Origin of the sequence: Rhizobium sp. SG741, from assembly GCF_012275435.1 — a bacterium.
In the GTDB taxonomy this organism is placed as follows: domain Bacteria; phylum Pseudomonadota; class Alphaproteobacteria; order Rhizobiales; family Rhizobiaceae; genus Rhizobium; species Rhizobium lusitanum.
The window spans coordinates 26,229-50,259 of the sequence record NZ_JAAZQP010000005.1 but is presented as its reverse complement, the minus strand read 5'-3'; the positions used below and the strand labels follow the sequence as shown (position 1 = coordinate 50,259).

The following is a 24,031-nucleotide window of genomic DNA, read 5'->3' as shown; positions in this document are numbered from 1 at the left end:
GACGAGCTCACTCCAGAGGAATTCTGTGATACTCCGCAGCTGCGAAGCCGGTTCGAGATCAATATCCGCCGCGGGCCAAATCCGCTATTGCCGGCACCCGCCAGGCGCAAGCCAGGGAGCGCCTCGCAAGAGATCCCTTCAACCGCCGCCAGATAGCCGGGATTTTATTCCGCCTGAACGACAGGCTGCCCGATAGGTTTCGAACGCCTCATCAGAAAAGCCTGCATCGGTCGCTCAAAAAACTTCAGAAGCATCACAGAGATCCCAATCGTGCAAAGCGTAACCAGGACCAATATTCCCGTCACAAAGGATATGGAAAAGTGGTCGCCCAGCAATTTGATCGGAAGCTGCAATGTGTAGGGGTGTATGAGGTAAAGCGAGTAGGAAGCGTCGCCGAGGAGAACCAGGGTAGCCAATATTTTTCCGGCAGGCAGCCGCATGAGCAGGAAGCCCGAGACCAGAAGGACAGCCAACAGGCTCGAGGCGAAAATATTGGGGCCGGCGAGTGTCGTGATGAGGAAATGGGCTCCGCACGCTAAAATAACCAGAGCAACCGCGACGGTATTCGATCCACTCCTGAAGGCGCTGGACGCGGAGTATGCTTTGTGAAGCATCATGCCGAGAGCGAACTCGATCAATATCGGACTTGTGTAGAAACGCCATTCGACAGACCCGTGCGGCCAGATCGCACCCAGTGCCACCAGGGATAGGACGATTGCGCAGGCATACCATGTCGCCTTGGCGCCAAACAGCAGGCAGGCACCGAAAATCATGTAGAAAAACATCTCGTAACAGAGCGTCCAACCCAGAAACAGGATCGGCTGTATCGCGCCTCCGCTTTTCTCATAAGGGATGAAAAGAAGAGATTTAACCACAGTCTCCACGCTCACGATCGTCGAGTTGAGCAGGTTGGGCTTCACAAGCGCAATCAAGATAATCGCGAACGTCAGCAGCCAGTAGAGCGGAACGATTCTGGAAAGTCGCTTGCGTGCGAAATAAGCAACCCCACGTGCCGGATCGGAGGAGTAGCTGATGATAAATCCACTCAGAACGAAGAAAACGTCGACGCCGGCTGCGCCCATGCCAAGATAGTTGCGATCGAGATGATATTGTATCGTGAGACCGCTTCCGAAATGGAAGAGAACGACCGCGAAAGCCGCCGCGAACCGAAGTACCTGGAGAGATTCAAAATGCTTCGAGTTTGATTGCCGAATTGACAGTACGCGTTCGTTAATCATGAAGGCCCCGATCCGCTTTGATTGCCTGTTCCAACACTGTTGCCATTGCCGCATTGGTGCTGCGGCTTGGATGCCAATCGCATCCGAAATCTGTCGGTTTGACCCGCAAGTTCAGATAGCGCAGACGATTTTCGCCTTTCGCGGCGCTCGTCTGGACGGCGAGTTCAATTGCTTTCTCCGCCACGTCGAAATCCTTCTGGGACATCATCGGACCGAGTGCGGCGTATAGATACGCCTTCGGAAATTGATGCCTCAGCCTGGCGACGAGCTTGACGTATTCATCGACAAAATCGCTGGGATTCTTGTTGCCCGAGAAGTCGTTCGTTCCCAAATTGATAACCACCGCGGAAACGCGTTCATTGGGAGCGCTGGGTGCGCCATGTCTCAACGGCGTCACGTTATCCATCACGTCAGCCATGGTTTTCGTGCCTTTGCCGGCATGCGAAAGACCGATTCCCGAAACCGCGAGCGTCGTCAGTTCCATTCCCAGACTACGCGCTGCTACGGCGGTATATGTCAGGTATTGATTTTCCGTCTCGGGGCTGAATTTGCATCCGGGGCCGACGCCCTCGACGCCATAGCCGGCGGTGATGGAGTCCCCTATGGCCACCAGTTCATCCCTCGGGGCTGACGGTGGGAGAAATGAACCGTCCGTTTCCGCCGAAACGAATATGGTATCGCCAATCCATCCCTCGGTGCGGCGCGTCGCGCGAACATCATGGACGCCTTGCTGCAACCCGTCGGCAAGCTGGTATTGGTGCTTCCCCGCCTGCAGATCGAGGCGCTGGGGAACGCCATCCACTTCGATCACCAGACTGTTTTTTCCGGTATCAACGAGCGTGACGGAGAGCGATCTGCCTTCGAAACGAAGCGCGAAACCGCTGCCAGGCCAGCCAAAAGCTGCGTCATCAGCAGCAACGCGGCCGATCCATTTCGATGGCCGCTCAGTCGTTTCCGCCGCAAAGGCCGGCATGAAAGTAGACAAACCCAGAAGGAAAGACGCAGCCACGACAACAAGCCTAGTAACCGGCCAAGGCCGCCAGCACGCAATGATGGGCAATTCGTCACCTCTTCGGGCTGTGTCAGATCAATTCCTGCACTTCACTTCGTAGTAGAAACGCATTTCGATTGCCGCCGGCGTCTCCCGGCAAGCCGCCAGGAGACATTCATGGCGCACGCCCTGCGTGAACGATGCCGCACCAAACAACAATCACATGACGCAACGGGCAACATTGAGAGAAATGGAGCAACACCGGGAGAAGTAGGGCAACATTCAGAATTGTCACCATGCTGCACTGCCACATCAGTCAGCAATTATCGACGGAGACGGAAGCCTCGGCTCTCCTGACGGCTAGATCGGCTGTTCTTTGAGAAAAATATTCGCAATTGCCCAATCGTTTCGCAGTTTTCTACGCTTCCGTGATGCAATTTTTCTGCGATGTATGCGACATTGATTGAAACCGCTCTCAAGAAACGGAAGAAAATTATGAACTGGTTGAAGACTGTTGCTGCCGCCGCCCTCGTGCAGGCTGCGTTTCTCCTGCCCGCCCATGCCGGCGACAACCTCAAGGCGATCCAGACCGCCGGCGTGCTGAAGGTCGGCACGGAAGGCACCTATGCGCCCTTCACCTATCACGACGAGAGCGGCAAGCTCACCGGCTTCGATGTCGAGATCGCCGAAGCCATCGCCGGCAAGCTCGGCGTCAAGGCGCAGTTCCTGGAAGGCAAGTGGGACGGCCTGATCGCCGGTCTCGACGCCAACCGCTACGACACGGTCATCAACGAAGTTGGCATCACCGATGCCCGCAAGCAGAAATATGATTTCTCCGATCCCTACATTGCCTCGAAAGCCGTGCTGATCGTCAAGGAAGGCAATAAGGACATCAAGGATTTCGCCGACCTCAAGGGCAAGAAATCAGCGCAGTCGCTGACCAGCAATTTCGGCAAGCTCGCCCAGCAGTCCGGCGCCGAACTGGTCGGCACCGACGGCTTCGACCAGTCGATCCAGCTCGTGCTGACAGGCCGCGCCGACGCGACGATCAATGACAGCCTCTCCTTCCTCGATTTCAAGAAGCACAAGCCCGACGCGCCGGTGAAGATCGTCGCCCAGCAGGCCAATGCCGATTATTCCGCCGCCATCATCCGCAAGGGCGAGCCGGAGCTGCAGGCTGCCATCAACAAGGCACTGGCCGATATCAAGGCCGACGGCACCTATACCAAGATCTCGCAGAAGTACTTCGGACAGGACGTTTCGAAGTAAGTGGGAATAGGCAGAAACACCAATTTGTGAAAAAGATGCGTCCGGGGTCATCTCCGGACGCATTCTCTTATCGAAAGGCGCTTCTCCTTGGAGCACTGGTTGCAACTGATGTGGGACTCTTTGGGCTCGCTGCTTTGGGCAGGGCTCGTCTTCACTATCCCGCTCACCCTCATCACCTTCGTTCTCGGCCTGCTGCTCGGGCTCGTCACCGCCGTTGTCAGGCTGTTCGGCCCGCGGCCGTTGGTCGCCGTCGCGCGCTTCTACGTCTGGGTGATCCGCGGCACGCCGCTTCTGGTGCAGCTCTTTGTCATCTTCTACGGCCTGCCAAGCCTCGGCATCCTGCTCGATGCCTTCCCGGCCGCCATCATCGGCTTCACGCTGAACGTCGGCGCCTATTCGTCCGAGATTATCCGCGCCGTCATCTCCTCGGTGCCCAAGGGCCAGTGGGAAGCGGCCTATTCCATCGGCATGAACTGGCGCCAGGCGATGAGCCGCACCATCCTGCCGCAGGCCGCCCGCGTCGCCGTGCCGCCACTGTCGAACACCTTCATCTCGCTCGTCAAAGATACCTCGCTTGCCGCCGCGATCACCGTGCCGGAGCTGTTCCAGGCCGCGCAGCGCATCGTGGCGACGACCTATGAGCCGTTGATCCTCTATATCGAGGCCGCCATCATCTATCTCGTGCTCAGCACGTTCCTCTCGACGCTGCAGGGCTATCTCGAACGCCGTTTCGCCCGCTCCGGCGGCACGCTGGAGGCGCAGGCATGATCGAGCTGTCGCATATCGAAAAACGCTTCGGCGACAATGTCATCCTGAAAGATATCAGCCTGCTGATCCCGGAAGGCACCGTGACGGCTCTGGTCGGCCCCTCTGGCGGCGGCAAGAGCACGCTTCTGCGCTGCATCAACCTTCTGGAAATTCCGACTGCCGGCACCATCCGCATCGGCGAGGAAACGGCCACCTTCCTCCCGGGCAAGAGGCCCACTTGGCAGGAGATCCAGAAAATCCGCCGCCAGACCGGCATGGTCTTCCAGAATTTTCAGCTCTTTCCCCATCAGACGGCGATCCAGAACGTCATGGAGGGCCTGACGACCGTGCTGCGCTGGCCGGCGGACAAGGCCCGCGCCCGCGCCGTCGAACTGCTGACCAAGGTCGGCATGGCGCACAAGATGGATGCGTGGCCCTCGACGCTGTCGGGCGGGCAGCAGCAGCGCGTCGCGATCGCCCGGGCGCTTGCGCCCTCGCCGCGCGTGCTGCTCTGCGACGAGCCGACCTCGGCGCTCGATCCGGAACTTGCAGCCGAAGTGGTCGATGTCCTCGGCAAGCTCGCCAACGAAGGCACGACCATGGTCATGGCGACACATGATCTGCGGCTTGCCTCGAAGATCGCCAACAATGTGGTTTTCCTCGAGGCGGGCAACATCGTCGAGACAGGTTCCTCCCGCAGCATCTTCGGCTCACCGTCGCAGGAGCGCACCAAGCAGTTCATCTCGACGCTGAATGCCGGTCACAGCTACGATATTTGAGAATCGGACCGCTCGCCGGAGGCAACGAGAGTGACGCAACCCTTTTTTCTGCGCGCGGCGACCGCTGACGATGCCGAGACCATTCGCCTGCTGACGCGGGAAGCCTATGCCAAATGGGTGCCCGTCATCGGTCGCGAGCCGCTGCCGATGGTTGCGGACTATGCGGAGGCCGTTCGCAAGCACCGCATCGACCTCGTGGAGATCGAAGGCAGGCCCGCCGCGCTGATCGAAATGGTTCCGGGCGCCGACCATCTGCTGATCGAGAATGTCGCGGTATCGCCGGCACATCAGGGGCAGGGCATCGGCCGCAGGCTGCTGGCGCACGCCGAGGATGTCGCGGCCTCGCTGGGACACAGGGAAATCCGGCTCTATACCAACAAGCTTTTTGCCGAAAATGTGCGGCTATATCTGAAGAATGGCTATGCGATCGACCGTGAGGAGCCGTTCAAGGGCGGCGTCATCGTCCATATGCGCAAATCGGTCTGATAGCGTGCGGAAAGCCGCAACGAGCCGGGTGTTTTACACCGGCACGATCTGGTAGCCTTCGGAGGCCCGCTGCACGCGGCCGAAGCCGGTGATATGGCCGCCGGCGATGATCCAGCCTTCGCGGGCGGCATCTTCCAGCACGGCTTGACGCGTTCGCAACGCCATCTCGGCATCGAGATCGAAGATCAGCCCGATCTTCGGATCACCGGGTTGAAGATCCCCCAGATGCAAGGCATCGCCCCAGATCAGGAGATGCTTGTCTTCGCCGCGAACCAGATAACCGGTGTGACCGGGGGTATGGCCCGGCAGAGACCGCGCCTCTATGCCGGCCAATACAGGGCCTTCCCCGATCCGTCGGACTCGCGACCCATAGACTCGCTGGAGCTGTTCGGCCACCTTGAAGCCGCCACGCCGCGCCTCCGGTGTTGCCTCCCGAGCGGCCGGATCGGTGAAAAAGGCAAGATCCCTGTCCGGCACGAACACATCGGCATGGGGGAAATACGGGGTGTCTCCATCCAACAGACCGAGCGCATGATCGCCATGCAGATGGGTGATCAATATGTGCTGGACCTGTTCCGGCGTGATTCCCGCCTCACGCAATGCAGATCGCGCGTGACCGTAATTGGGTCCCCACGAAGTGCCCGTACCGGCGTCCACGAGAATGATGCCATCGGCACCCCGCAGGGCGAAACAGTTTACATCCACTCGAAGCGTCGGCTTGCCCCAAGCCTCGATGACACGCTGCCTTGCAACACTGCCATCGGCATGGATGAGCACATCAATCGACGGTTCGAAAACGCCGTCGTGCAGAAGGATGACGTCGTATTGCCCGAAATGCCGGAATTTGCTCGTCATCGATACGATTCCACCTCGATATCCAGACTCAAAAAAGGGGCGGAGCCCGAGAGCCGCCCCTTCCCTATTTCATCAGCGACGATCAGGCGCCGTAGACGACCAGGAGGTCCTTGGCATCGATCTGATCGCCGGCGCGCACGAGCACCTCTGCGATGGTGCCGTCCTTCTCCGCATGCAGCGCCGTTTCCATCTTCATGGCCTCGATGGAAACGAGCACATCACCGGCCTTGATGGCCTGGCCGGGCGCAATGAAGACGGTGGAGATGACGCCCGGCATCGGCGCGCCGACATGGGCTGAGTTGCCCGCTTCCGCCTTGCGGCGGATGGCGCTGCCGGAAGCGCCATGGGCGCGATCCGGCACCTTGATGCGGCGCGGCTGGCCGTTGAGCTCGAAGAACACCGTCACCATGCCCTTGTCGTCGGTCGTCGTCATCGCCTGGTTGACGACGACGAGCGTCTTGCCGCGTTCGATCTCGGCGAAAAGCTCTCCGCCTTCCTTCAGCCCATAGAAATAGGCTGGTGTCGGCAGCACGGAAACGGGGCCGTAGGTGTCGGCGGCCAACGCATAGTCGGTAAAGACCTTCGGATACATCAGATAGGAGGCAAACTCGAAGTCATCGACCTTGCGCTCCAGCTTGGTCTCGATCGCCTTGCGCTCGGCATCGAGATCAGCTTCGGCCAGCAGCGAGCCCGGACGTACAGTATAGGGCTTGTCGCCTTTCAGCGCCTTCTTTTGCAGGGCTTGCGGCCATCCGGACGGCGGCTGGCCGAGATCGCCCTTCAGCATGGAGACGACGGATTCCGGGAAGGAGACTTCCCGATCCGGGCTGACGACGTCGGCAACCGTCAGATCCTGGCTCACCATCATCAGCGCCATGTCGCCGACCACCTTGGAAGACGGCGTCACCTTGACGATATCCCCGAACATCTGGTTGGCATCGGCATAGGCCTGCGCCACCTGATGCCAGCGGGTCTCGAGGCCAAGCGAGCGGGCCTGTTCCTTGAGGTTGGTGAATTGTCCGCCCGGCATTTCATGCAGGTAGACTTCGGAAGCCGGTCCCTTGAGGTCGCTTTCGAAGGCAGCATACTGATTGCGCACAGCCTCCCAATAAAAGGAGATGCGGCGGATCCATTCGGGATCGAGGCCGGGATCGCGCTCCGTGCCCTTCAGCGCCTCGACGATCGAGCCGAGGCAGGGCTGCGATGTATTGCCTGACAGTGCATCCATTGCCGCATCGACCGCGTCGACGCCGGCGTCGACGGCGGCCAGCACCGTCGCGGCGGCAATGCCTGACGTGTCATGCGTGTGGAAGTGGATCGGCAGGCCGGTCGCCTCGCGCAGCGCCTTGAACAGCACCTTGGCGGCAGCCGGCTTCAACAGGCCGGCCATGTCCTTCAGCGCGATGATATGAGCGCCGGCCTTTTCCAGCTCGACGGCGAGATCGGTATAGTACTTGAGGTCATATTTCGGGCGGGCGGAGTTGAGGATATCGCCCGTATAGCAGATCGCCGCCTCGCAAAGCTTGTTCTCCTCGGCAACGGCATCCATCGACACGCGCATGTTCTCCACCCAGTTCAGGCAGTCGAACACACGGAAGAGATCAACGCCGCCCTTGGCCGCCTGGCGTACGAAGTATTTGACGACATTGTCGGGATAGTTGGTGTAGCCGACGCCGTTGGCGCCGCGCAGAAGCATCTGCAGAAGCAGGTTCGGCGCACCCTCGCGGATCAGCGACAGGCGCTCCCACGGATCCTCGGTGAGGAAGCGCATCGAAACGTCGAAGGTGGCGCCGCCCCAGCATTCCAGCGACAGCAGCTGCGGCAGCGCCCGCGCATAAGTGCCGGCGACATGAGCGATGTCATAGGTGCGCATGCGGGTGGCGAGCAGCGACTGATGGCCGTCGCGCATCGTCGTGTCGGTCATCAGCACGCGCTTTTCATTGCGCATCCATTCGGCGAACTTCTGCGGGCCGAGCTTGTCCAGCAGCTGCTTGGTGCCGTCAGGCACCTTGCCGTCGATATAGGGCAAGACCGGCTCCGCCGCCTTCGGCGAGGGCGTCGGGCGGCCGCGCGTTTCGGGATGGCCGTTGACGGTGACGTCGGCAAGATAGGTAAGCAGCTTGGTTGCTCGATCCTGGCGCTTGACCTGCTGGAACAGTTCCGGCGTCGTGTCGATGAAGCGGGTCGTATAGCTGTTGTCGCGGAATTTCGGGTGGGTGATGATCGCTTCGAGGAAGGTCAGGTTCGTCGCCACGCCGCGGATGCGGAATTCACGTAGCGCACGATCCATGCGGGCGATCGTCTCTGCAGGTGTAGACGCCCAGGCCGTCACCTTGACCAGCAGAGGATCGTAGAAACGGGTGATGATGGCGCCGGAATAGGCCGTGCCGCCGTCGAGACGGATGCCGAAGCCGGCGGCCGAGCGATAGGCTGTTATGCGGCCATAATCCGGAATGAAGTTGTGCTCGGGATCCTCGGTCGTCACGCGGCACTGCAGGGCATGGCCGTTGAGGCGGATATCCGCCTGCTTCGGAACGCCCGATTCCGGCGTGCCGATGGCAAAGCCGTCGAGGATATGGATCTGCGCCTTGACGATGTCGATGCCGGTAACGACTTCGGTCACCGTATGCTCGACCTGGATGCGCGGGTTGACTTCGATGAAGTAGAACTTGCCGGTATCGGCATCCATCAGATATTCGACGGTGCCGGCGCCGACATAACTGGTCGCACCGGCGATCTTCAGAGAATAGGTTGCCAACTCCTGGCGCTGCGCGTCGGTGAGGTAAGGCGCCGGCGCGCGCTCGACGACCTTCTGGTTGCGGCGCTGGACCGAACAGTCGCGCTCGAACAGGTGAACGACATTGCCGTGCGTGTCGCCAAGCACCTGGCTTTCGACGTGGCGGGCACGCTCGACCAGCTTTTCGAGATAGACCTCGTCCTTGCCGAAAGCGGCCATGGCCTCGCGCTTGGCTTCCGTTACCTCCTTGGCGAGATCCTTGGGATCGCGGATGGCGCGCATGCCGCGACCGCCGCCGCCCCAGGAGGCCTTGAGCATCACCGGATAGCCGATCTCCTCGGCCATCTTCGCGACTTCGGCCATATCATCAGGCAGCGGCTCGGTGGCGGGCACGACCGGCACGCCGACCGAGATGGCGAGGTTGCGGGCCGCCACCTTGTTGCCGAGCTGGCGCATCGTATCGGCCCTCGGACCGATGAAGATGATGCCGGCGGCATCGCAGGCGTCGACGAATTCCGGGCTTTCCGACAGCAGCCCGTAGCCGGGGTGAATGGCGTCGGCGCCGGAAAGCTTGGCGACGCGGATGATCTCGTCGATCGACAGATAGCTTTCGATCGGGCCGAGGTCGCGGGCCAGATGCGGGCCGCGGCCAACCTGATAGCTCTCGTCCGCCTTGAAGCGGTGCAATGCCAGCTTGTCTTCCTCGGCCCAGATGGCGACTGTTTTTATGCCGAGCTCGTTGGCGGCGCGAAAGACGCGGATGGCGATCTCGGAACGGTTGGCAACCAGGATTTTGGAAATGGGCAATGCAGTCTCCTCACGGCATCGAAACGGGCAATGCTGCACCCGCGAAGAGAATTCTTAACTTCTTGTCACGAGAAGTTCAATTACGGAATAAGTCCGTTTCTGAAAGCAATCGCGACGATATGCTGCCGGTTCCGGGCCTTCAGCTTGTCCTGGATGCTGTTCGTGTACCAGTCGACGGTATGGTTCGAGATTTTCAGAAGCTTGCTGATCTCGATCGACGTCATGCCTTCGGCGAGGTGATTCAGAACTTCCATTTCGCGCTTGGTCAGGTTGACGTCGCCCTTGGCGGCTTCTTCCAGCGATTGGGCCTCGTCGCGCAGTTCCAGAAGCCTCCAGAACGCCTTTCTTGCCACGGCATCGAAAAGGGAAAGCTCCGTCGGCGACAGGTCGACGGCATCGCCGCCGATCGTCATGCTTCCAAGCAGGCCGTTGCGCCCGTGAATGGGGAAGATATAGCCGTCGACGAGCCCGTTGGCGCGGGCATCCGCCATCATCTGCTCCATCCGCCGCCGCAGAGGGTCTCCCTTCAGCGCAATCATGGCATCGCGCCAACGGAAGGGCCGCTGCGCCCGGCCGAGATGGCGCGCCACCGGGTCGACGAGCAGATATCTCTTGCTGGCGTAGGTCCGCGGCCAATTATCGGGCCAACGACCCGCAAGTATGAAGTTGGCAATATCGACATTCGGCCGCGGCTGCCTCAACAGGCCATAGAAGTCGAACTTGTAGGAGCGGAGCACCAGCTCGAGTTCGACCACGACATTCTTGGTAAGCTTGCATTCTTCGATGACCACAAGCAATTGCAATAACGAATGGATAGTCACATGCACCCCTTGGCTTTACAGCCCGAATTGTTGGCGGCCGGACATTGCGGTCGATATCCGCTTAAGTCCGCAACCCGCTCGATCGCCGGCAACATACTCAGCTCGGCATAAAATTGAACGCCTTTGGCGAAATTTTTATCTTTCAACCTGGAATGGATGTATTTGCACGACGCAACAGCGTGGTGGCGAAACCATTCTCAAATTGTCACATTTCTGCGGCGACCGATAGCGTCACCTTCGCGCGAGTGCGCGCGGCACGTGAAAATTCCCGTGAAAAAACAGCGTTGGATTCCGTTAATCGCCGGTTCAGGTAGCGATATGTAGCATCGCAACATTCCTAGTTCTGCTTATGCACAGAGGGTGCCCAACGTGTCGCTGTTCAAAGTCTATGCAAGAGCCCTGAAGTATCTTGGCGCGTATCGCTACCGCGTCTGGATGGTCGTGATCGCAAACATCGCGTTGGCGATGACGACCATTTACGAACCGGTTCTGTTCGGCCGCATCTTCGACGCCATTGCCAAGAAACAGGCAGTGACGCCGACCATGATGCTGTGGGCCGGCTTTGCCGTCTTCAGCGCTGTCGCCTTCATCGTCGTGTCCCGCGAGGCGGATCGTCTCGCGCATGGACGCCGCGCATCCTTGTTGACCGAGGCCTTCAGCCGCATCATTTCCATGCCGCTCTCCTGGCACAGCCAGCGCGGCACGGCGAGTGCGCTGAACACGCTGCTGCGCGCCTGCGAAGCGCTGTTCGGTCTGTGGCTCGAATTCATGCGCAACCACCTGACGACGGCCGTAGCGCTCGTCGTCATGGTCCCGACTGCCATGGCTATGGACCTGCGCCTCTCGGCAGTGCTCATCCTGCTCGGTATCTTCTACTGGGTCATCGGCCAGATGGTCATGAACCGCACGAAGGACGGCCAGACTTCGGTCGAAAGCCACTATAACACGGTCTTCTCGCATGTCAGCGACTCGATCAGCAACGTTTCGGTGCTGCATAGCTACAACCGCATCGAAGCCGAGACCAAGGCGCTGAAGTCGTTCACCGAACGTCTGCTTGCCGCCCAGTATCCGGTTCTCGACTGGTGGGCGCTTGCCGGCGCGCTGAACCGCACTGCGTCGACCGTTGCCATGATGGCGATCTTGATGATCGGCACCGTGCTCGTCCAGGACGGCAGCCTGAGCCTTGGCGCGCTGATCACCTTCATCGCCTTCGCCAACGTGCTGATCGGCCGTCTGGAACAGTTGCGCAACTTCGCCAACCAGATTTTCGAGGCACGCGCCAAGCTGATTGACTTCTATACGCTGGAAGATTCGGTTCGCGAACGCGAAGAGCCGGCTGGCCTGGCCGAAATCAAGGACGTGAAGGGCGAAGTCGAGTTCCGCAACGTTTCCTTCGGCTTTGCAAGCACCTCCCAGGGCCTGCACGACATCTCCTTCAAGGTGAAGGCCGGCCAGACCGTTGCCATCGTCGGTCCGACCGGCGCCGGCAAGACGACGCTCGTCAACCTGCTGCAGCGCGTCTTCGACCCGCAGGGCGGCCAGATCCTGGTCGATGGCCAGGACATCACCAAGGTGACGCGCCGGTCGCTGCGCCGCTACATCGCCACCGTCTTCCAGGACGCCGGGCTGCTGAACCGCTCGATCAGCGACAACATCCGCCTCGGCCGTGAAGGCGCGACCCAGGAAGAGATGATCCGCGCTGCCCAGGCGGCTGCCGCCAACGACTTCATCGAGACCCGCGAGAGCGGCTACGAAACCCGTGTCGGCGAGCGTGGCAACAAGCTTTCCGGTGGCGAGCGCCAGCGTATCGCGATCGCTCGCGCCATCCTGAAGGACGCACCGATCCTCGTGCTCGACGAAGCCACGAGCGCGCTCGACGTCGAAACGGAGAACAGGGTCAAGGCGGCGATCGACAACCTGCGCCAGAACCGCACGACCTTCATCATCGCCCACCGTCTGTCGACGGTACGCGAGGCCGATATCGTCCTCTTCCTCGACAACGGCCGCGTCATCGAGAACGGCAGCTTCAACGAGCTCAGCCAGAGTAACGGTCGCTTTGCCGCCCTGCTGCGCGCCAGCGGCATCCTGACGGACGAGGAAGTCCGCAAGGCGCACACGACGGAACACGAAGCCGCCTGATATTCGCAAGGGGCCCAAGATCGAAGCCGGGAGAGCACTGCTCTCCCGGCTTTTTGCTGCCGAACTTCCGGCCGGACGACGTTTGTCAGGCAAGCGCGATGCCACCGCAATCTGCGCCTGGCCTCTCACCCCAACCCTCTTCTCCCCGTTGAAACGGGGAGAGGGAGCTTACCGCAACAAAGTCAGCACCTTTTCCCCCGTCCACAGGTGCCGCAAACACGAACAGATCCCCTCTCCCCGCCTGCGGGGACACCTACATCCAGAAGCCACAGCCAACCAGAAACAAAGAAAGGCCCGGCGGGAAAACCGAGCCTTTCTGCGTTTCTGATCGGAGGTCAATTCGGTTGGGCGCTACCAGGAGTTAACATCGGCGCCCAACCGAGATCGGATCAGAACTTGCGCTCAAAGCGGAGTACGCCGGCCCACTGGTCGCGGTCGGCGGCATCCCAATCGGTATAGGAGACTTCCGGCTCGATCAGCAGATCCTTGACCGGACGCCAGGCGACGTTTGCGGTAGCGGCGAAGATCTTCGAGCGGTGTAGGCCACCTGGGCATTGACCTGCAGCTTCGGGGTCAGCTGATAGCTCTGGCGCCGGTCCAGAAGGCCAATCGCCCAGCCGCAATCCGCGCCGTTGGTCGGGCAGGCGGAACGGTTGCTGTTGAGGTAGGAGCCTGCATACTTGTTCAGCTTGTCGCCGTCCGTATTCCAGCCACCCATGAGGAAGGCCTTGAAGGCACCGAAGCCGGCGTCGATACGGGCCTTGACGACACCTTCCTCAACGACGGAATCATAGCCGCCGATGACTCTCGGCGACCACGCACCCGTTGTGTAGCCAGCGCCGAGGACGACGTCCGGAGCATAGTGGTTGCCCTTGCCGGTCTGCCATGCGCCGCCATAGGACGAGGTGTCGCCCGAGGAGTTGGAATCTTCCAGCGAGATAATGACCGTGAAGCCGTTGCCGGCATCGTACTTGTAGGTGAGCTGATTGAGTTCCTTCGGGCCGTCATAGATGACGTCGTCGTTGATGACGTTGCCGGCATAGCCCATGTAATAATTGTACTGCGAGTCGGTCACACTTCTTTCGCGAAAGTATCACAAACAAAGTTATGAAGAAAAATCAGACAATTGAGCCGCGCATAAAGCGCGCCTCTACAAAACGTTCAGCGGCGTTTTCCGAAATGCAGGGGCATTGCAATCGCTGCGGCCGGCGCTTTCACAGGACGTTGGCCAGCCACCTGAAGCCGCTTGTGCTCGAGATGATAGGCATAGGCGAACTGTGCGGCGATACCGATGACGACATAGATCGCGCCGACGGTAGGGCTCTTGTTGGTCACATAGAGAAGGACCTGGCCGGCCATGGCAAGGATCGTGCCCGCAACGAAGATGCTGAGCGAATGCCGCCCGAGGATCGTTAACGGATGGTTCGCCGAGCGCCCCAGCAGCGCTGATAAGGACGGTATGCTGATGATCAGATAGGCCAGCGCCAGCACATGCAGCAATCGCGGCAGCGACAGGAACGTCTTGTCGAAGCCGGTGACGACTGTCGGCAGGCCGAATGTCGCAAGATAATCGCCGATCACCCAGAGCTTGTCGGTCACCCAGATGAAGGACAGGAGCACATAGGCGGAAGCGAGCCCGATCAGCACGGGATGAACGAGGATCCGCCCGCCACGCTTCACATGCATGGTTGCAACGAAACCGATGACGAAGAGGAACTGCCAGGACAGCGGATTGAGGAACCAGAATCCGTCAAGCAGTGTCGTGTGCGGCGCGATGTAATAGATGCCCGAAACAAGCCAGACGCTGGCGGACACGAGAAGCAGGAGCAGGGGATTTTTGGCCTCCAGCAGCATCATCAGCGGCAGCATCAGAAACAGGGCGCCATACATGGGCAGGATATTGTTGTAGCCGATCTGATGCCCGAGCGTCAGCAGCGCCGGAATGCCACGACCCGGATCCATCAGCAGCGCGAGAATATTCACCTCGCACAACAGGCCCTTCTGATGGAAGATCCACGCGCCGCAGATGAACAGTACCAGCGTCACGAAAGTGGTGATCATATGCGCGGTATAAAGGGTGAAGGCGCGCTTGACCGCCTTCCACATCATTGCCAGCCGATTGCCGGGAAGAAACTTCGTTCCATAGGCGAGGCCGACGGAGATTCCGGAGATCAGAACGAAAGCTTCCGCTCCATCGGAAAAGCCGAAGTTTTTCGTGGTCAGTTGCTCGAAGAACTGCCCCGGCACGTGATTGATGAAGATCATGATCAGGGCCAAGGCCCTGAGGACATCCAACCGAGTGTCCCGCAGCATCGCCGCAGGCTTTGGCAAACTCATTCGTTTTGCCGCAGCCGCGTCGATATTCACCCTCGAGTTCATCAAACTCTCCTGTTCCGACAATCAAATGCGATCGGGGCCAAAGAGTTCCCCCTTTGGCCCCGATCGTCGAAGCAAAACAGTGCGGAAAGCACTACTGTCCGATCGGGTAGCCCTCTTCGGGATGGGCGATTGCCCTATCATTTATGGTGACCGAGTATCCCTCAGCATCGGGCGCTTTTGAGACGGAAATACGGTATTTTCCGCTCGGCAGTTCGAGGTCCGCCCCAAAGCCGTCCCATGTCGAAGGCAGCGCCGGCCTAACATACAGTCTGCCGTTTTTGACACGAATGCCAAGAATGCCTTCGATTGCTACGCGATACAGCCAGCCGGCCGATCCTGTGTACCAGGTCCAACCGCCACGGCCGGTCAATTCACCTTCACCGTAAATATCAGCGGCAACGACATAGGGCTCTACACGATAGGTATCGGCCTGATCACGATCGCGTGCATGGTTGACCGGATTGAGCATGTCGAAGCAATGCCAGGCGTCATCGCCGCGGTCCATTTCCGCCAGTGCCATCACGACCCAGGTGGCCGCATGCGTATACTGACCGCCATTTTCACGGACGCCCGGCGGATAGGACTTGATGTAGCCCGGATCGCGCGCCGACTTGGCGAAGGGTGGCGTGAACAGCCGGATGATCCGGTTGTCGTCGTCCACCAGTTTGTCGAGAACGGCATTCATCGCCTTCTCGCCGCGTGCCTTATCGCCTTCGCCGGAGAGAATGTTCCAGGACTGCGCGATCGAATCGATCTGGCACTCGAAATTCTCGCTGGAGCCGAGCGGGCTGCCATCGTCGAAATAGCCGCGGCGATAATGACCGCCGTCCCAGCCCGCCGTTTCCAGCGCCTTGCGCAGTTCCGGCAGATGATCCGACCAGCGCTTGACGCGCTCCTTGTCGCCGCGAGCTTCCGCATAGGGCAGGAAGGCGGTGAGGGTACCGGCCAGGAACCAGCCGAGCCAGATGCTTTCGCCGCGACCCTGGATGCCGACGCGATTCATGCCGTCGTTCCAGTCGCCGCCGAGGATCAGCGGCAGGCCGTTGCCGCCCTTGCGCTTGATCGCGAGATCGAGCGCCAAGGCCGCATGTTCGTAGACGCTGGCTTTGTCCTCAGAGACGGTCGGCTGATAGAAGACGTCGTGTGTGCCGGGCATCAGGGCAGCACCCTCGACGAAGGGAAGCTCCTCGTCCAGGATCGACCTGTCGTTAGTGACAGTGCAGTACTGGTTGATGGCATAGGCCAGCCAGACGACGTCATCGGAGATATGCGTGCGCACGCCGGCGCCGCTGCCGGGCAGCCACCAATGCTGCACGTCGCCCTCGCGGAACTGGCGCTGTGCCGCATTCAGGATCTGCTTGCGGGCAAGTTCCGGCGCATGCATCAGGAAGGCCAGCGTATCCTGCAGCTGATCGCGGAAGCCGAAGGCACCCGACGCCTGATAGAAGGCCGTGCGCGACATGATACGGCAGCCGAGGCTTTGATAGGGCAGCCAGGCATTGATCATGTTGTTCATCGCCTTGTCCGGCGTCGAAATCTTCACGCGGCCGGTGAAATCATCCCAGAAACCGCGGTTCGCCGAAAGCACCGCATCGAAGTCGGCCTTGCGGATATCCGCCACCAATGCACGCGCCTCTTCGAGCGAAGCGGTGTCGCCCATATAGAAGCAGATCTCCTTCTGCTCGCCGGCCCCGATCGTCAGATCGAAGGCAAGAGCTGCGCAGGGATCGCCGTCCAGATCGGTCGAATTGGAGAGTGCCGCACCGGAGACGACGGCCTCCGGCAACTGCACCGTGCCATGGCGGCCGATGAATTCGCGGCGGCTTGCCGAGAAGCTCGAATGCGCCTCGCTTGCCGCCATGAAGGCGATCCGCTTGGAATAATCGATGCTGTAGGGGTTGTTGGCAAACAGCGCGCCCGTCCCCTCGTCCAGCGACGAGAGGATGAAGGGCTTGGTCTTGTGCGGATTGATGCCGAGCACCCATTCCGCATAATTGTAGACCCGCAGCCGCCGGCTGCCCGTGCCCTTGTTGCTGAGGCGCAGGCGGAAGAGCTTGACCGGACGCTCGCGATCGACCGTCTGGGTCAGCTCCAGCGCCACGCCATCCTCTTCGCTCGAGAACACGGAATAGCCAAGGCCGTGACGGGTCTCGTACCGGACCTTCGGGTTACGGGACAGGCCCGCATAGGGTGTCATGACCCTGTTGCCATCGAGATCGGCCACGTAGAGCGCTTCGCCCGGGCGGTTGAGGACCATGTCGTTGGTCCAGGGCGTCAGCTGGTAGTCGCGCGAATTGTGGCTCCAGGTGAAGCCGCCGCCTTCGGCGGGCACGTGGAAGCCGAAACGCTCGTTGGTGATGACGTTGATCCACGGATGCGGCGTCGATTGTCCGCCGGCGAGCCGGACGACATATTCGCGGCCATCCTTGGCGAAACCACCATAGCCGTTCCAGAAATCGAGATCGTCCTGCGCTTCGAGCGCATCGGCAACAAAGACCGACTTCTGCGGCGCCATCGGCACTGCAAGTCGATTGACCGGCACCGGTCCGTCGGACTGCGAGGAGGCAAACAGCGTCGCCGCACGGGCAATCTGGTCGACGAGCTTGCCGTTTCGTGCGTGGAAGATCACGCGCGAGGCCGCGAGGATCTGCTGGTAGGTCTCGTTCTCGATCAGATCCTTGCGAACCGAGAAGATATTCGGCCGCAGCCCGTCGCCCTGATTGTGACGGACGTGCTCGACGAGCTTATCCAACTCGCTCTGCATTTCCTGGACGTGATCCGAGGTGCGTTCGTTGACGATGACAAGATCGGCGTTGATGCCGCGCGAGCGCAGATAGTCCGCCGCACTCAGCGCTTCTCTCGCGATTTCGAGATCGATGTCGTCGTTGATGCGCAGGGTGAAGATCGGGAAATCACCCGATATGGTCACCGGCCAGAGCGCCGATTGCGAATGCAGACCGGCCAGCACGGTGGCGCCGTCGGCGCGCAGGTGCATGTCCGGATAGACGAGGTAGCGGGCAAGCTTCTGGAAGGCTGCCGCCTGCTGCGAGGTGACGCCGACATGGCGCATCTGCATTTGCGTGCGCGTCCAGGCCTGCGTGAGCTCGACCCCGAAAGTATCGGGATTGCGATAGCGGTCGACCGCCTTGTCGACGTCCTCGCGGCTGGGTGCTGCAATCGTCCAGAAGATCACGCTGACCTTCTTGCCGGCCGGAACGCGCACGACGCGACGCAGCGACAGGCAGGCGTCCATGGTGAAGCCGTCCGTACCGGAGAGCGTTGCGCCCGGATCGAAAGCCGCAGCTTCGGCAAGCGTGCGGCCGCGGCCGAGGAACTTGCGGCGGTCCGTCTCGAATTCCGTCGGGCGTTCGGAGCCGGCATTGTCGACGACCAGATGGGCGACCGACATATCCGGCTCGTTATAGTCGCGCTTGTTGCGCTCCGCCCGGATCATGTCGCCCTTGCCGCCGATCTCGGTGCGCACGAACATGCGCGCGAAGACCGGATGACCCGAATCGACATCGTCGCTGGCGATGGCCGGCTCGAGATAGGAGGTGACTTCGATGAAGCGATCCTCCGCGCCCATGTTGAGCAGCGTCACGCGGCGGCCTTCGGCATCGTGTTCGGTCGCAACGATGCACTCGACCTCGCTGGTGAGGTCGCCCACGGTCTTGCTGTACTCAGCCTTTTCGTCGCTGAAAGTGACCTTGACCTTTTCGCCTTCGACACTGCGCGGCTCTGCGGTTGCCGACCACCATTGGCCGGAAGCGGTATCGCGCAGGAAGATGAAGGTGCCCCAACGGTCTTCCGTCGGATCCGGGCGCCAGCGCGAGACCGACAGGCTGTTCCAGCGTGAATAACCGGCGCCGGTCGCCGTCAGCATGACCGAGTAGTGACCATTGGACAGGAAGGCGAGTTCGCGATCCTGCGTGGCCGGATCGGCGATCTTGCGGATCTCCGGACGCAGCAGATCTTCCTGGATGTTGGCCGGCTGGTCGCTCTCGTGCTTGGCGGCCATGACCGGAATATCGCGCGGAGCCTTTTCCTGCAGCAGCAGTTCGGCAGCTTCGATCACCGGATCGGCATGGAAGAGTTCACGCAGACGGCCATTGAAGGCGACGTTGGCAATGGCGGCGATCGACATGCCGTGATGGTGCGCATAGTAGTTGTAGACAACAGCGCATTTCTTGCCCTCGGGAACACGGGTCGGCGTGTAGTCCACGGCGTCGTGGAAGCCGTAGATGCCGAGCGCGCCGACCTTGCGCAACTTCTGCAGATTCTCCAGTGCGGCGGCCGGGCGATACTGGCTGGCGAGGATCGAGGCATATGGCGCGATGACGGCATTCTGGCCGAGGCCGCGCTTCAAGCCGAGCGAAGGCACGCCGAAATTGGTGTACTGGTAGTGCATATAGTGGTCGCGGGCATTGAAGGCCGCTTCCGAAATGCCCCAGGGGATGCCGGTGCCGAGGCGCTTGGCATAGTTCATCTGTTCCTGGACGATCAGATTGTTCGTCTGGTTCAGGATACCGCCCTGACGCTCCTGCATGACGAGCGGCGGCATCAGATATTCGAACATCGAACCCGACCAGGATACCAGCGCGCCGCGCGACCCCACAGGCACGACCTGACGGCCGAGACGATACCAATGCTCGGTCGGCAGATCGCCCTTGGCGATGGCGAAAAGGCTGGTGAGGCGGGCTTCGGAAGCCAGCAGATCGTAGCAGGCGGCATCGAGTTCGTTCGTCTCGACGCGGAAACCGATGGAGAGCAGGCGCCGCTCCGGGCGATAGAGGAAGCCGAATTCCATGCCGAAGGCGATCTCCCGCATGCGGTCGCGCAGCTTCGTCAGGCGCTGGCGCAGCGAATCGACGTTGGCGAGATCGAAAATGCTGTCGGCGATATGGCCTTCGCAGACCTTCACCAGCGTTTGCGACCAGGTGAGCACTTCGCCGCTCTGCGGAGACTTGACCTCATGATCGAGGTTGCCCGCCAGCTTCTGGATATCCTGCGCCAGAACCGAGAGGTTGATGACGCGGATGGAGGCGAACTCATGCTCGCGCTTGACGGCGACGAGCGCGTTCTGGAAGCCGGCGATGCGCTCTTCCAGGCGGCGGCGCAGAGGCCGCACGGTCTTGCGATCGTCCGGGAGCTCGGCAAGCGTCTCGGCGAGAATGCCGGCAACGTCGCCGATGCCGTCGAGATTGCCCTGCATATGCGCCGAGGGCGCTTCCGCCCAGATGCGGCAGGCCGAGGACACAGCGATCAGATGACCGGCGAAATTGCCGCTGTCGACAGCCGAGACATAACGCGCGCCCATCGGCTTCAGCGTATCGGTGTGATACCAGTTGCACAGGTGCCCGCGGAACTTTTCGAGCTTCTCGACGGTCGCCATGGTCTTTTCCATGCGATCGATGGTTTCCTCGAAGGAAATCCAGCCGAAATGACGCGCGGAGATGATCGACAGGAAATAGACGCCGATATTGGTCGGCGAGGTGCGCGATGCCACAACCGCATTCGGGGTCTGCTGCACGTTGTCAGGCGGCAGATGGTTCTGCTGCTCGACCACGAACGTATCGAAATAACGCCAGGTGCGGCGAGCGATCTTGCGCAGCTCGGCCGAGACGCTTTCCGGCACGTCAAGCCTGTCTTCGGTTTCCGCCGACTGGCTGACATACCAGGCGATCGCCGGCGACAGCATCCAGAGCAGCGCAAAGGGAATGCCGACGAAGAAGGCGTTGTCGCCGGAAAGCGAGGCGAAGGCGAGGGCCAGCAGCGCCAGCACCGGCGCATGCCACATGACGCGATAATGGCCGAGGATCGTCGTCTGCGCGGCGGCCTGGGCGCTGGCGGCCGTGCGCCATTGCAGCATCAGCTTGCGGCTGACGAAGGCGCGATAGAGCGAGCGGCCGATGGCATCGGCCATGATGCAGGCGCCGTCGGCGATGAAGACGATGCGCAGCGCCACTTGCGCATTGGCGGCGCGAATATCGGTCCAGACCGTATAGAGATGGGCGCGCGCGATGATATCGCTGGTGCGGGGGATGATGCCGTTGATGAGCGACAGCGTCGGCGCCACGAACAGGCAGAAGATCAGCAGGATCTGCCACAGAAGCGCGGCAAGCGGTCCCATGAAATACCAGCCGAGAACGGAGGCGAAGAACCAGGCGATCGGCGTCAGCGAACGACGCAGATTGTCCACCATCTTCCAGCGGCCGAGGCCGGTCACGCCGCGCTTCGGATTGAAGAGATAGGGAAGGAGCTGCCAGTCGCCGCGGGCCCAGCGATGCTGGCGCGAGACTTCGACTTCATAGCGGATCGGAAAGTCCTCGACGAGCTCGCAGTCGGTGACCAGCGCGCAACGCGCCATCGAGCCTTCGAGCAGGTCGTGGCTGAGAACAGCGTTCTCCTCGATCTTGCCCTTCAGCGAGGCCTCGAAGGCGTCGACATGATAGAGGCCCTTGCCGGTGAAGGTGCCTTCCTCGACCAGATCCTGATAGACGTCGGAAACGGCGAAGACGTAAGGGTCGAGGCCGCGATTGACCGAGAAAACGCGCTGGAACACCGACGCATCCTTGCCCGTGGTCAACGACGGGGTGACGCGCGGCTGCAGCACGCCATAACCGCGAACGACGCGCTTGCTGTCGGGATCGAATACGGGCCGGTTGGTCGGATGATGCAGCTTGCCGACGAGCTTGGTGACCGTATCGCGCACCAGGCGCGTATCGGAATCGAGCGTCATGACATATTGCACATCCTTCGGCACCGTGTTGGCGCCAGGCAGGAAGGTGGTGTCGCGGTCGCCGCGCAGGAGCATGTTCAGCTCATGCAGCTTGCCGCGCTTGCGCTCCCAGCCCATCCAGGCGCCTTCGGCCGGATTATAGAGACGGCGGCGATGCAGCAGGTAAAAGCGCTGCTTGCCGTCCTCGTCGTAGCGGGCTGCGAGATTGGCCACTTCGCGGCGGGCGTAGTCCAGGATTTCCAGATCGCGCTCGCTCTCTTCCTCCTGGCTATCAGGCCAGTCGCTGAGCAGCGCGTAATAAACTTCGCCGCGCGGATTGGCGAGGTAGTGAACCTCGAGATTGCGGACGAGCTCGTCGACGCTGTCGCGATTGCCGATCAGGGTCGGCACGACCACAAGCGTGCGGGCTTCTTCCGGAATGCCTTCCTTGTATTCGTAGCCGACGAGGCGCGCCGGCGTCAGATACATGGTGACGACGAAATTGAAGAGGCCGGTCGCACCCTCGGAGGCCGGCAGCGAGAACATCAGCAGCAGGATGACGGTTTCAGCCCAGCCCATGCCGGCCTGGATCATGTAATAGCCGACGACGCCTAGCACCACGGCGGTGAGAAACAGCACCGGCGCCGCGATCGCCAGCCAGTTGAGCTTGCGCCACTGGCGCACGAAGCTCGTCGATATCGGCGGACGATAGCCGATCGCCTTCTCCAGCTTCTCCGTCTGCTGGCCTATGATGAAATCGCCGATATTCGGCTCATGCGGCTCATGTTCGCCGGACGCCGTCGCCGCCGCGGTCATCGCCATGGCGACCTGGGCGATCTCCATTTCGGTCTTTTCGGAACGGCGCGCAAGCTTTTCAATGCGGCGGCGATAGCTGTTGCGCGAGCCCGGATCGAGCTTGGCATAGTCGGTCTCGTCCCACAGCAGCTTGTCGACCGCACTGACGTCTTCCACCCAGACCGACCAGTCTGTGTCGTCGATCAGGCGCAGGCTCTTGATGATGTTGCCCATCGTCACGTTGCCTGATGACAGCCGATTGTGCTCGGCCATCATGACGCTTTCGGCGTCGGTGCCGGCTTCGGTCAGCCGCTTTTCCATCCAGGTGACGGCAAGGCCTGAAGTGTGCGAGCCGTCGCGCAGGCGATAGAGGAACTGCGTGGCGAAGGTATTGTCCGACGTATAGGGCTCGAGTGTCTTCAGGAATTCGGCGACCTTGGCCTCGTCGTTGAGGCGGATCAGCTCGTCGACGGCGGCATTGGCCTTTTTGCGCGTGAGACGGCTCTGCTCGACGCGGCTCGAAATGCGGCGCAGATTGTCGACGAGAATATATCGCACCAGCGACGGAACGGCCCAGAGCTCGCCGATCTTCAGCATCTCTACCGACTGGAAGCCTTCGACCAGCGCCAGCAGGCCCGGACCGGAAACCGTGCTGTGCGTATGGGCGACATAGAGCCAGGCCAGCGCCATCGTGCGCGGCATGACCATGCCGCCGAGGGTGATCGTCTGCAGCTGATCGTAGAATTTCTTCGGGAAATCGCGGCGGACTTCCTGAATGGCTTCTTCGATGATGTAGTGGTTGTCGAGCAGCCATTCGGCGGCCGGCGTGATCGATTCACCGGCGTCGACATCGGCATTGGCCGAGCGATAGACGCGCAGAATCTCTTTTTCGTTCTCCTTGTGTCGCGCAAAGAAGTCGAACGGTGCAAAGCCCGGCAGCTTGGTGTTGGCGCCATTGCGGGCGAAGGTCGCGCCGCATTCCCGTATCTGCTCGTTGGAGAAATAGGTCGCGCGGATCGCATCGTTGTGATCGATCTGCTTGGCTTCAGAATCGCGCGGCGTAACGGTGGAGAGATTTTGAGATGTCATGGATTCGGGTTCTGGGTCCAAACAGAGTGAGTGGCATTGCCGCCTTTATCGTTTTTGCCCTGCCTGACACAAGAATTCACGCATCTGGACCCTTTTGCTTCGCTTCCCGGCGGGCGAAGGGGATGAATTCGAGGTGACAGCTTAGAACAAACGTATAGAGGCGAAGATTTTCACGGGCGGT

The 24,031-nt window shown here is 60.8% G+C and carries 12 protein-coding genes and 1 pseudogene; 5 read left to right on the top strand and 8 right to left on the bottom strand.

Annotation, left to right across the window (positions count from 1 at the left end; genetic code table 11):
• Positions 1 to 164 precede the first annotated feature (164 nt).
• Complete coding sequence (locus FHT29_RS14410; protein WP_037195825.1) at positions 165 to 1,238, bottom strand: acyltransferase; 1,074 nt, start codon at positions 1,236 to 1,238, stop codon at positions 165 to 167.
• Complete coding sequence (locus tag FHT29_RS14405) at positions 1,231 to 2,211, bottom strand: SGNH/GDSL hydrolase family protein (protein WP_037195823.1); 981 nt, start codon at positions 2,209 to 2,211, stop codon at positions 1,231 to 1,233. Before FHT29_RS14405 ends, FHT29_RS14410 begins: the two co-directional genes overlap by 8 nt.
• A gap of 513 nt (positions 2,212 to 2,724) precedes the next feature.
• On the opposite strand from FHT29_RS14405, the gene FHT29_RS14400 reads away from it, so the two are divergent.
• The 4 genes from FHT29_RS14400 (at position 2,725) to FHT29_RS14385 (ending at position 5,510) form a co-directional block, all read left to right on the top strand.
• Positions 2,725 to 3,498, top strand: a complete 774-nt coding sequence (locus FHT29_RS14400; protein WP_047554412.1) for an amino acid ABC transporter substrate-binding protein — start codon at positions 2,725 to 2,727, stop codon at positions 3,496 to 3,498.
• 87 nt (positions 3,499 to 3,585) lie between these two features.
• The gene (locus tag FHT29_RS14395) at positions 3,586 to 4,266 is read left to right on the top strand and encodes an amino acid ABC transporter permease (RefSeq protein ID WP_037195818.1); all 681 of its coding nucleotides are present in this window, start codon (positions 3,586 to 3,588) and stop codon (positions 4,264 to 4,266) included.
• Positions 4,263 to 5,024: an amino acid ABC transporter ATP-binding protein gene (locus FHT29_RS14390; protein WP_047554296.1), complete on the top strand. Its 762-nt coding sequence runs from the start codon at positions 4,263 to 4,265 to the stop codon at positions 5,022 to 5,024. The genes FHT29_RS14395 and FHT29_RS14390 overlap by 4 nt, the downstream gene beginning before the upstream one ends.
• Before the next feature lie 30 nt (positions 5,025 to 5,054).
• Positions 5,055 to 5,510, top strand: coding sequence for a GNAT family N-acetyltransferase (locus tag FHT29_RS14385; RefSeq protein ID WP_047554298.1), 456 nt, complete (start codon positions 5,055 to 5,057; stop codon positions 5,508 to 5,510).
• 33 nt (positions 5,511 to 5,543) lie between these two features.
• Here the strand turns inward: FHT29_RS14385 and FHT29_RS14380 are convergent, their stop codons facing one another.
• From FHT29_RS14380 to FHT29_RS14370, 3 genes are all read right to left on the bottom strand, one after another.
• The gene (locus FHT29_RS14380) at positions 5,544 to 6,365 is read right to left on the bottom strand and encodes an MBL fold metallo-hydrolase (RefSeq protein ID WP_047554300.1); all 822 of its coding nucleotides are present in this window, start codon (positions 6,363 to 6,365) and stop codon (positions 5,544 to 5,546) included.
• 82 nt (positions 6,366 to 6,447) lie between these two features.
• Positions 6,448 to 9,909, bottom strand: coding sequence for a pyruvate carboxylase (pyc, locus tag FHT29_RS14375; protein WP_047554302.1), 3,462 nt, complete (start codon positions 9,907 to 9,909; stop codon positions 6,448 to 6,450).
• An 80-nt stretch (positions 9,910 to 9,989) separates the two neighbouring features.
• Positions 9,990 to 10,730, bottom strand: a complete 741-nt coding sequence (locus FHT29_RS14370; RefSeq protein ID WP_037196160.1) for a LuxR family transcriptional regulator — start codon at positions 10,728 to 10,730, stop codon at positions 9,990 to 9,992.
• Between the two features lie 369 nt (positions 10,731 to 11,099).
• Between FHT29_RS14370 and FHT29_RS14365 the strand changes: the two genes are divergently transcribed.
• A complete protein-coding gene (locus FHT29_RS14365; RefSeq protein ID WP_047554304.1) occupies positions 11,100 to 12,869 on the top strand; it encodes a glucan ABC transporter ATP-binding protein/ permease in 1,770 nt (589 codons plus the stop codon).
• A 389-nt stretch (positions 12,870 to 13,258) separates the two neighbouring features.
• Here the strand turns inward: FHT29_RS14365 and FHT29_RS14360 are convergent.
• From FHT29_RS14360 to FHT29_RS14350, 3 genes and pseudogenes are all read right to left on the bottom strand, one after another.
• Positions 13,259 to 13,938, bottom strand: a pseudogene (locus FHT29_RS14360) (porin); the annotation flags it as partial.
• Between the two features lie 92 nt (positions 13,939 to 14,030).
• Positions 14,031 to 15,206, bottom strand: a complete 1,176-nt coding sequence (gene opgC, locus FHT29_RS14355; RefSeq protein ID WP_246703042.1) for an OpgC domain-containing protein — start codon at positions 15,204 to 15,206, stop codon at positions 14,031 to 14,033.
• Between the two features lie 133 nt (positions 15,207 to 15,339).
• The gene (locus tag FHT29_RS14350; RefSeq protein ID WP_047637671.1) at positions 15,340 to 23,850 is read right to left on the bottom strand and encodes a glucoamylase family protein; all 8,511 of its coding nucleotides are present in this window, start codon (positions 23,848 to 23,850) and stop codon (positions 15,340 to 15,342) included.
• Positions 23,851 to 24,031 lie beyond the last annotated feature (181 nt).

What these genes read in the sequence shown, in the direction of transcription:
- FHT29_RS14410 (WP_037195825.1), bottom strand. Translation starts at nt 1,238, where the DNA reads ATGATTAACGAACGCGTACTGTCAATTCGGCAATCAAACTCGAAGCAT.
- FHT29_RS14405 (WP_037195823.1), bottom strand. Translation starts at nt 2,211, where the DNA reads ATGCCGGCCTTTGCGGCGGAAACGACTGAGCGGCCATCGAAATGGATC.
- FHT29_RS14400 (WP_047554412.1), top strand. Translation starts at nt 2,725, where the DNA reads ATGAACTGGTTGAAGACTGTTGCTGCCGCCGCCCTCGTGCAGGCTGCG.
- FHT29_RS14390 (WP_047554296.1), top strand. Translation starts at nt 4,263, where the DNA reads ATGATCGAGCTGTCGCATATCGAAAAACGCTTCGGCGACAATGTCATC.
- FHT29_RS14380 (WP_047554300.1), bottom strand. Translation starts at nt 6,365, where the DNA reads ATGACGAGCAAATTCCGGCATTTCGGGCAATACGACGTCATCCTTCTG.
- opgC (WP_246703042.1), bottom strand. Translation starts at nt 15,206, where the DNA reads ATGAGTTTGCCAAAGCCTGCGGCGATGCTGCGGGACACTCGGTTGGAT.
- FHT29_RS14350 (WP_047637671.1), bottom strand. Translation starts at nt 23,850, where the DNA reads ATGACATCTCAAAATCTCTCCACCGTTACGCCGCGCGATTCTGAAGCC.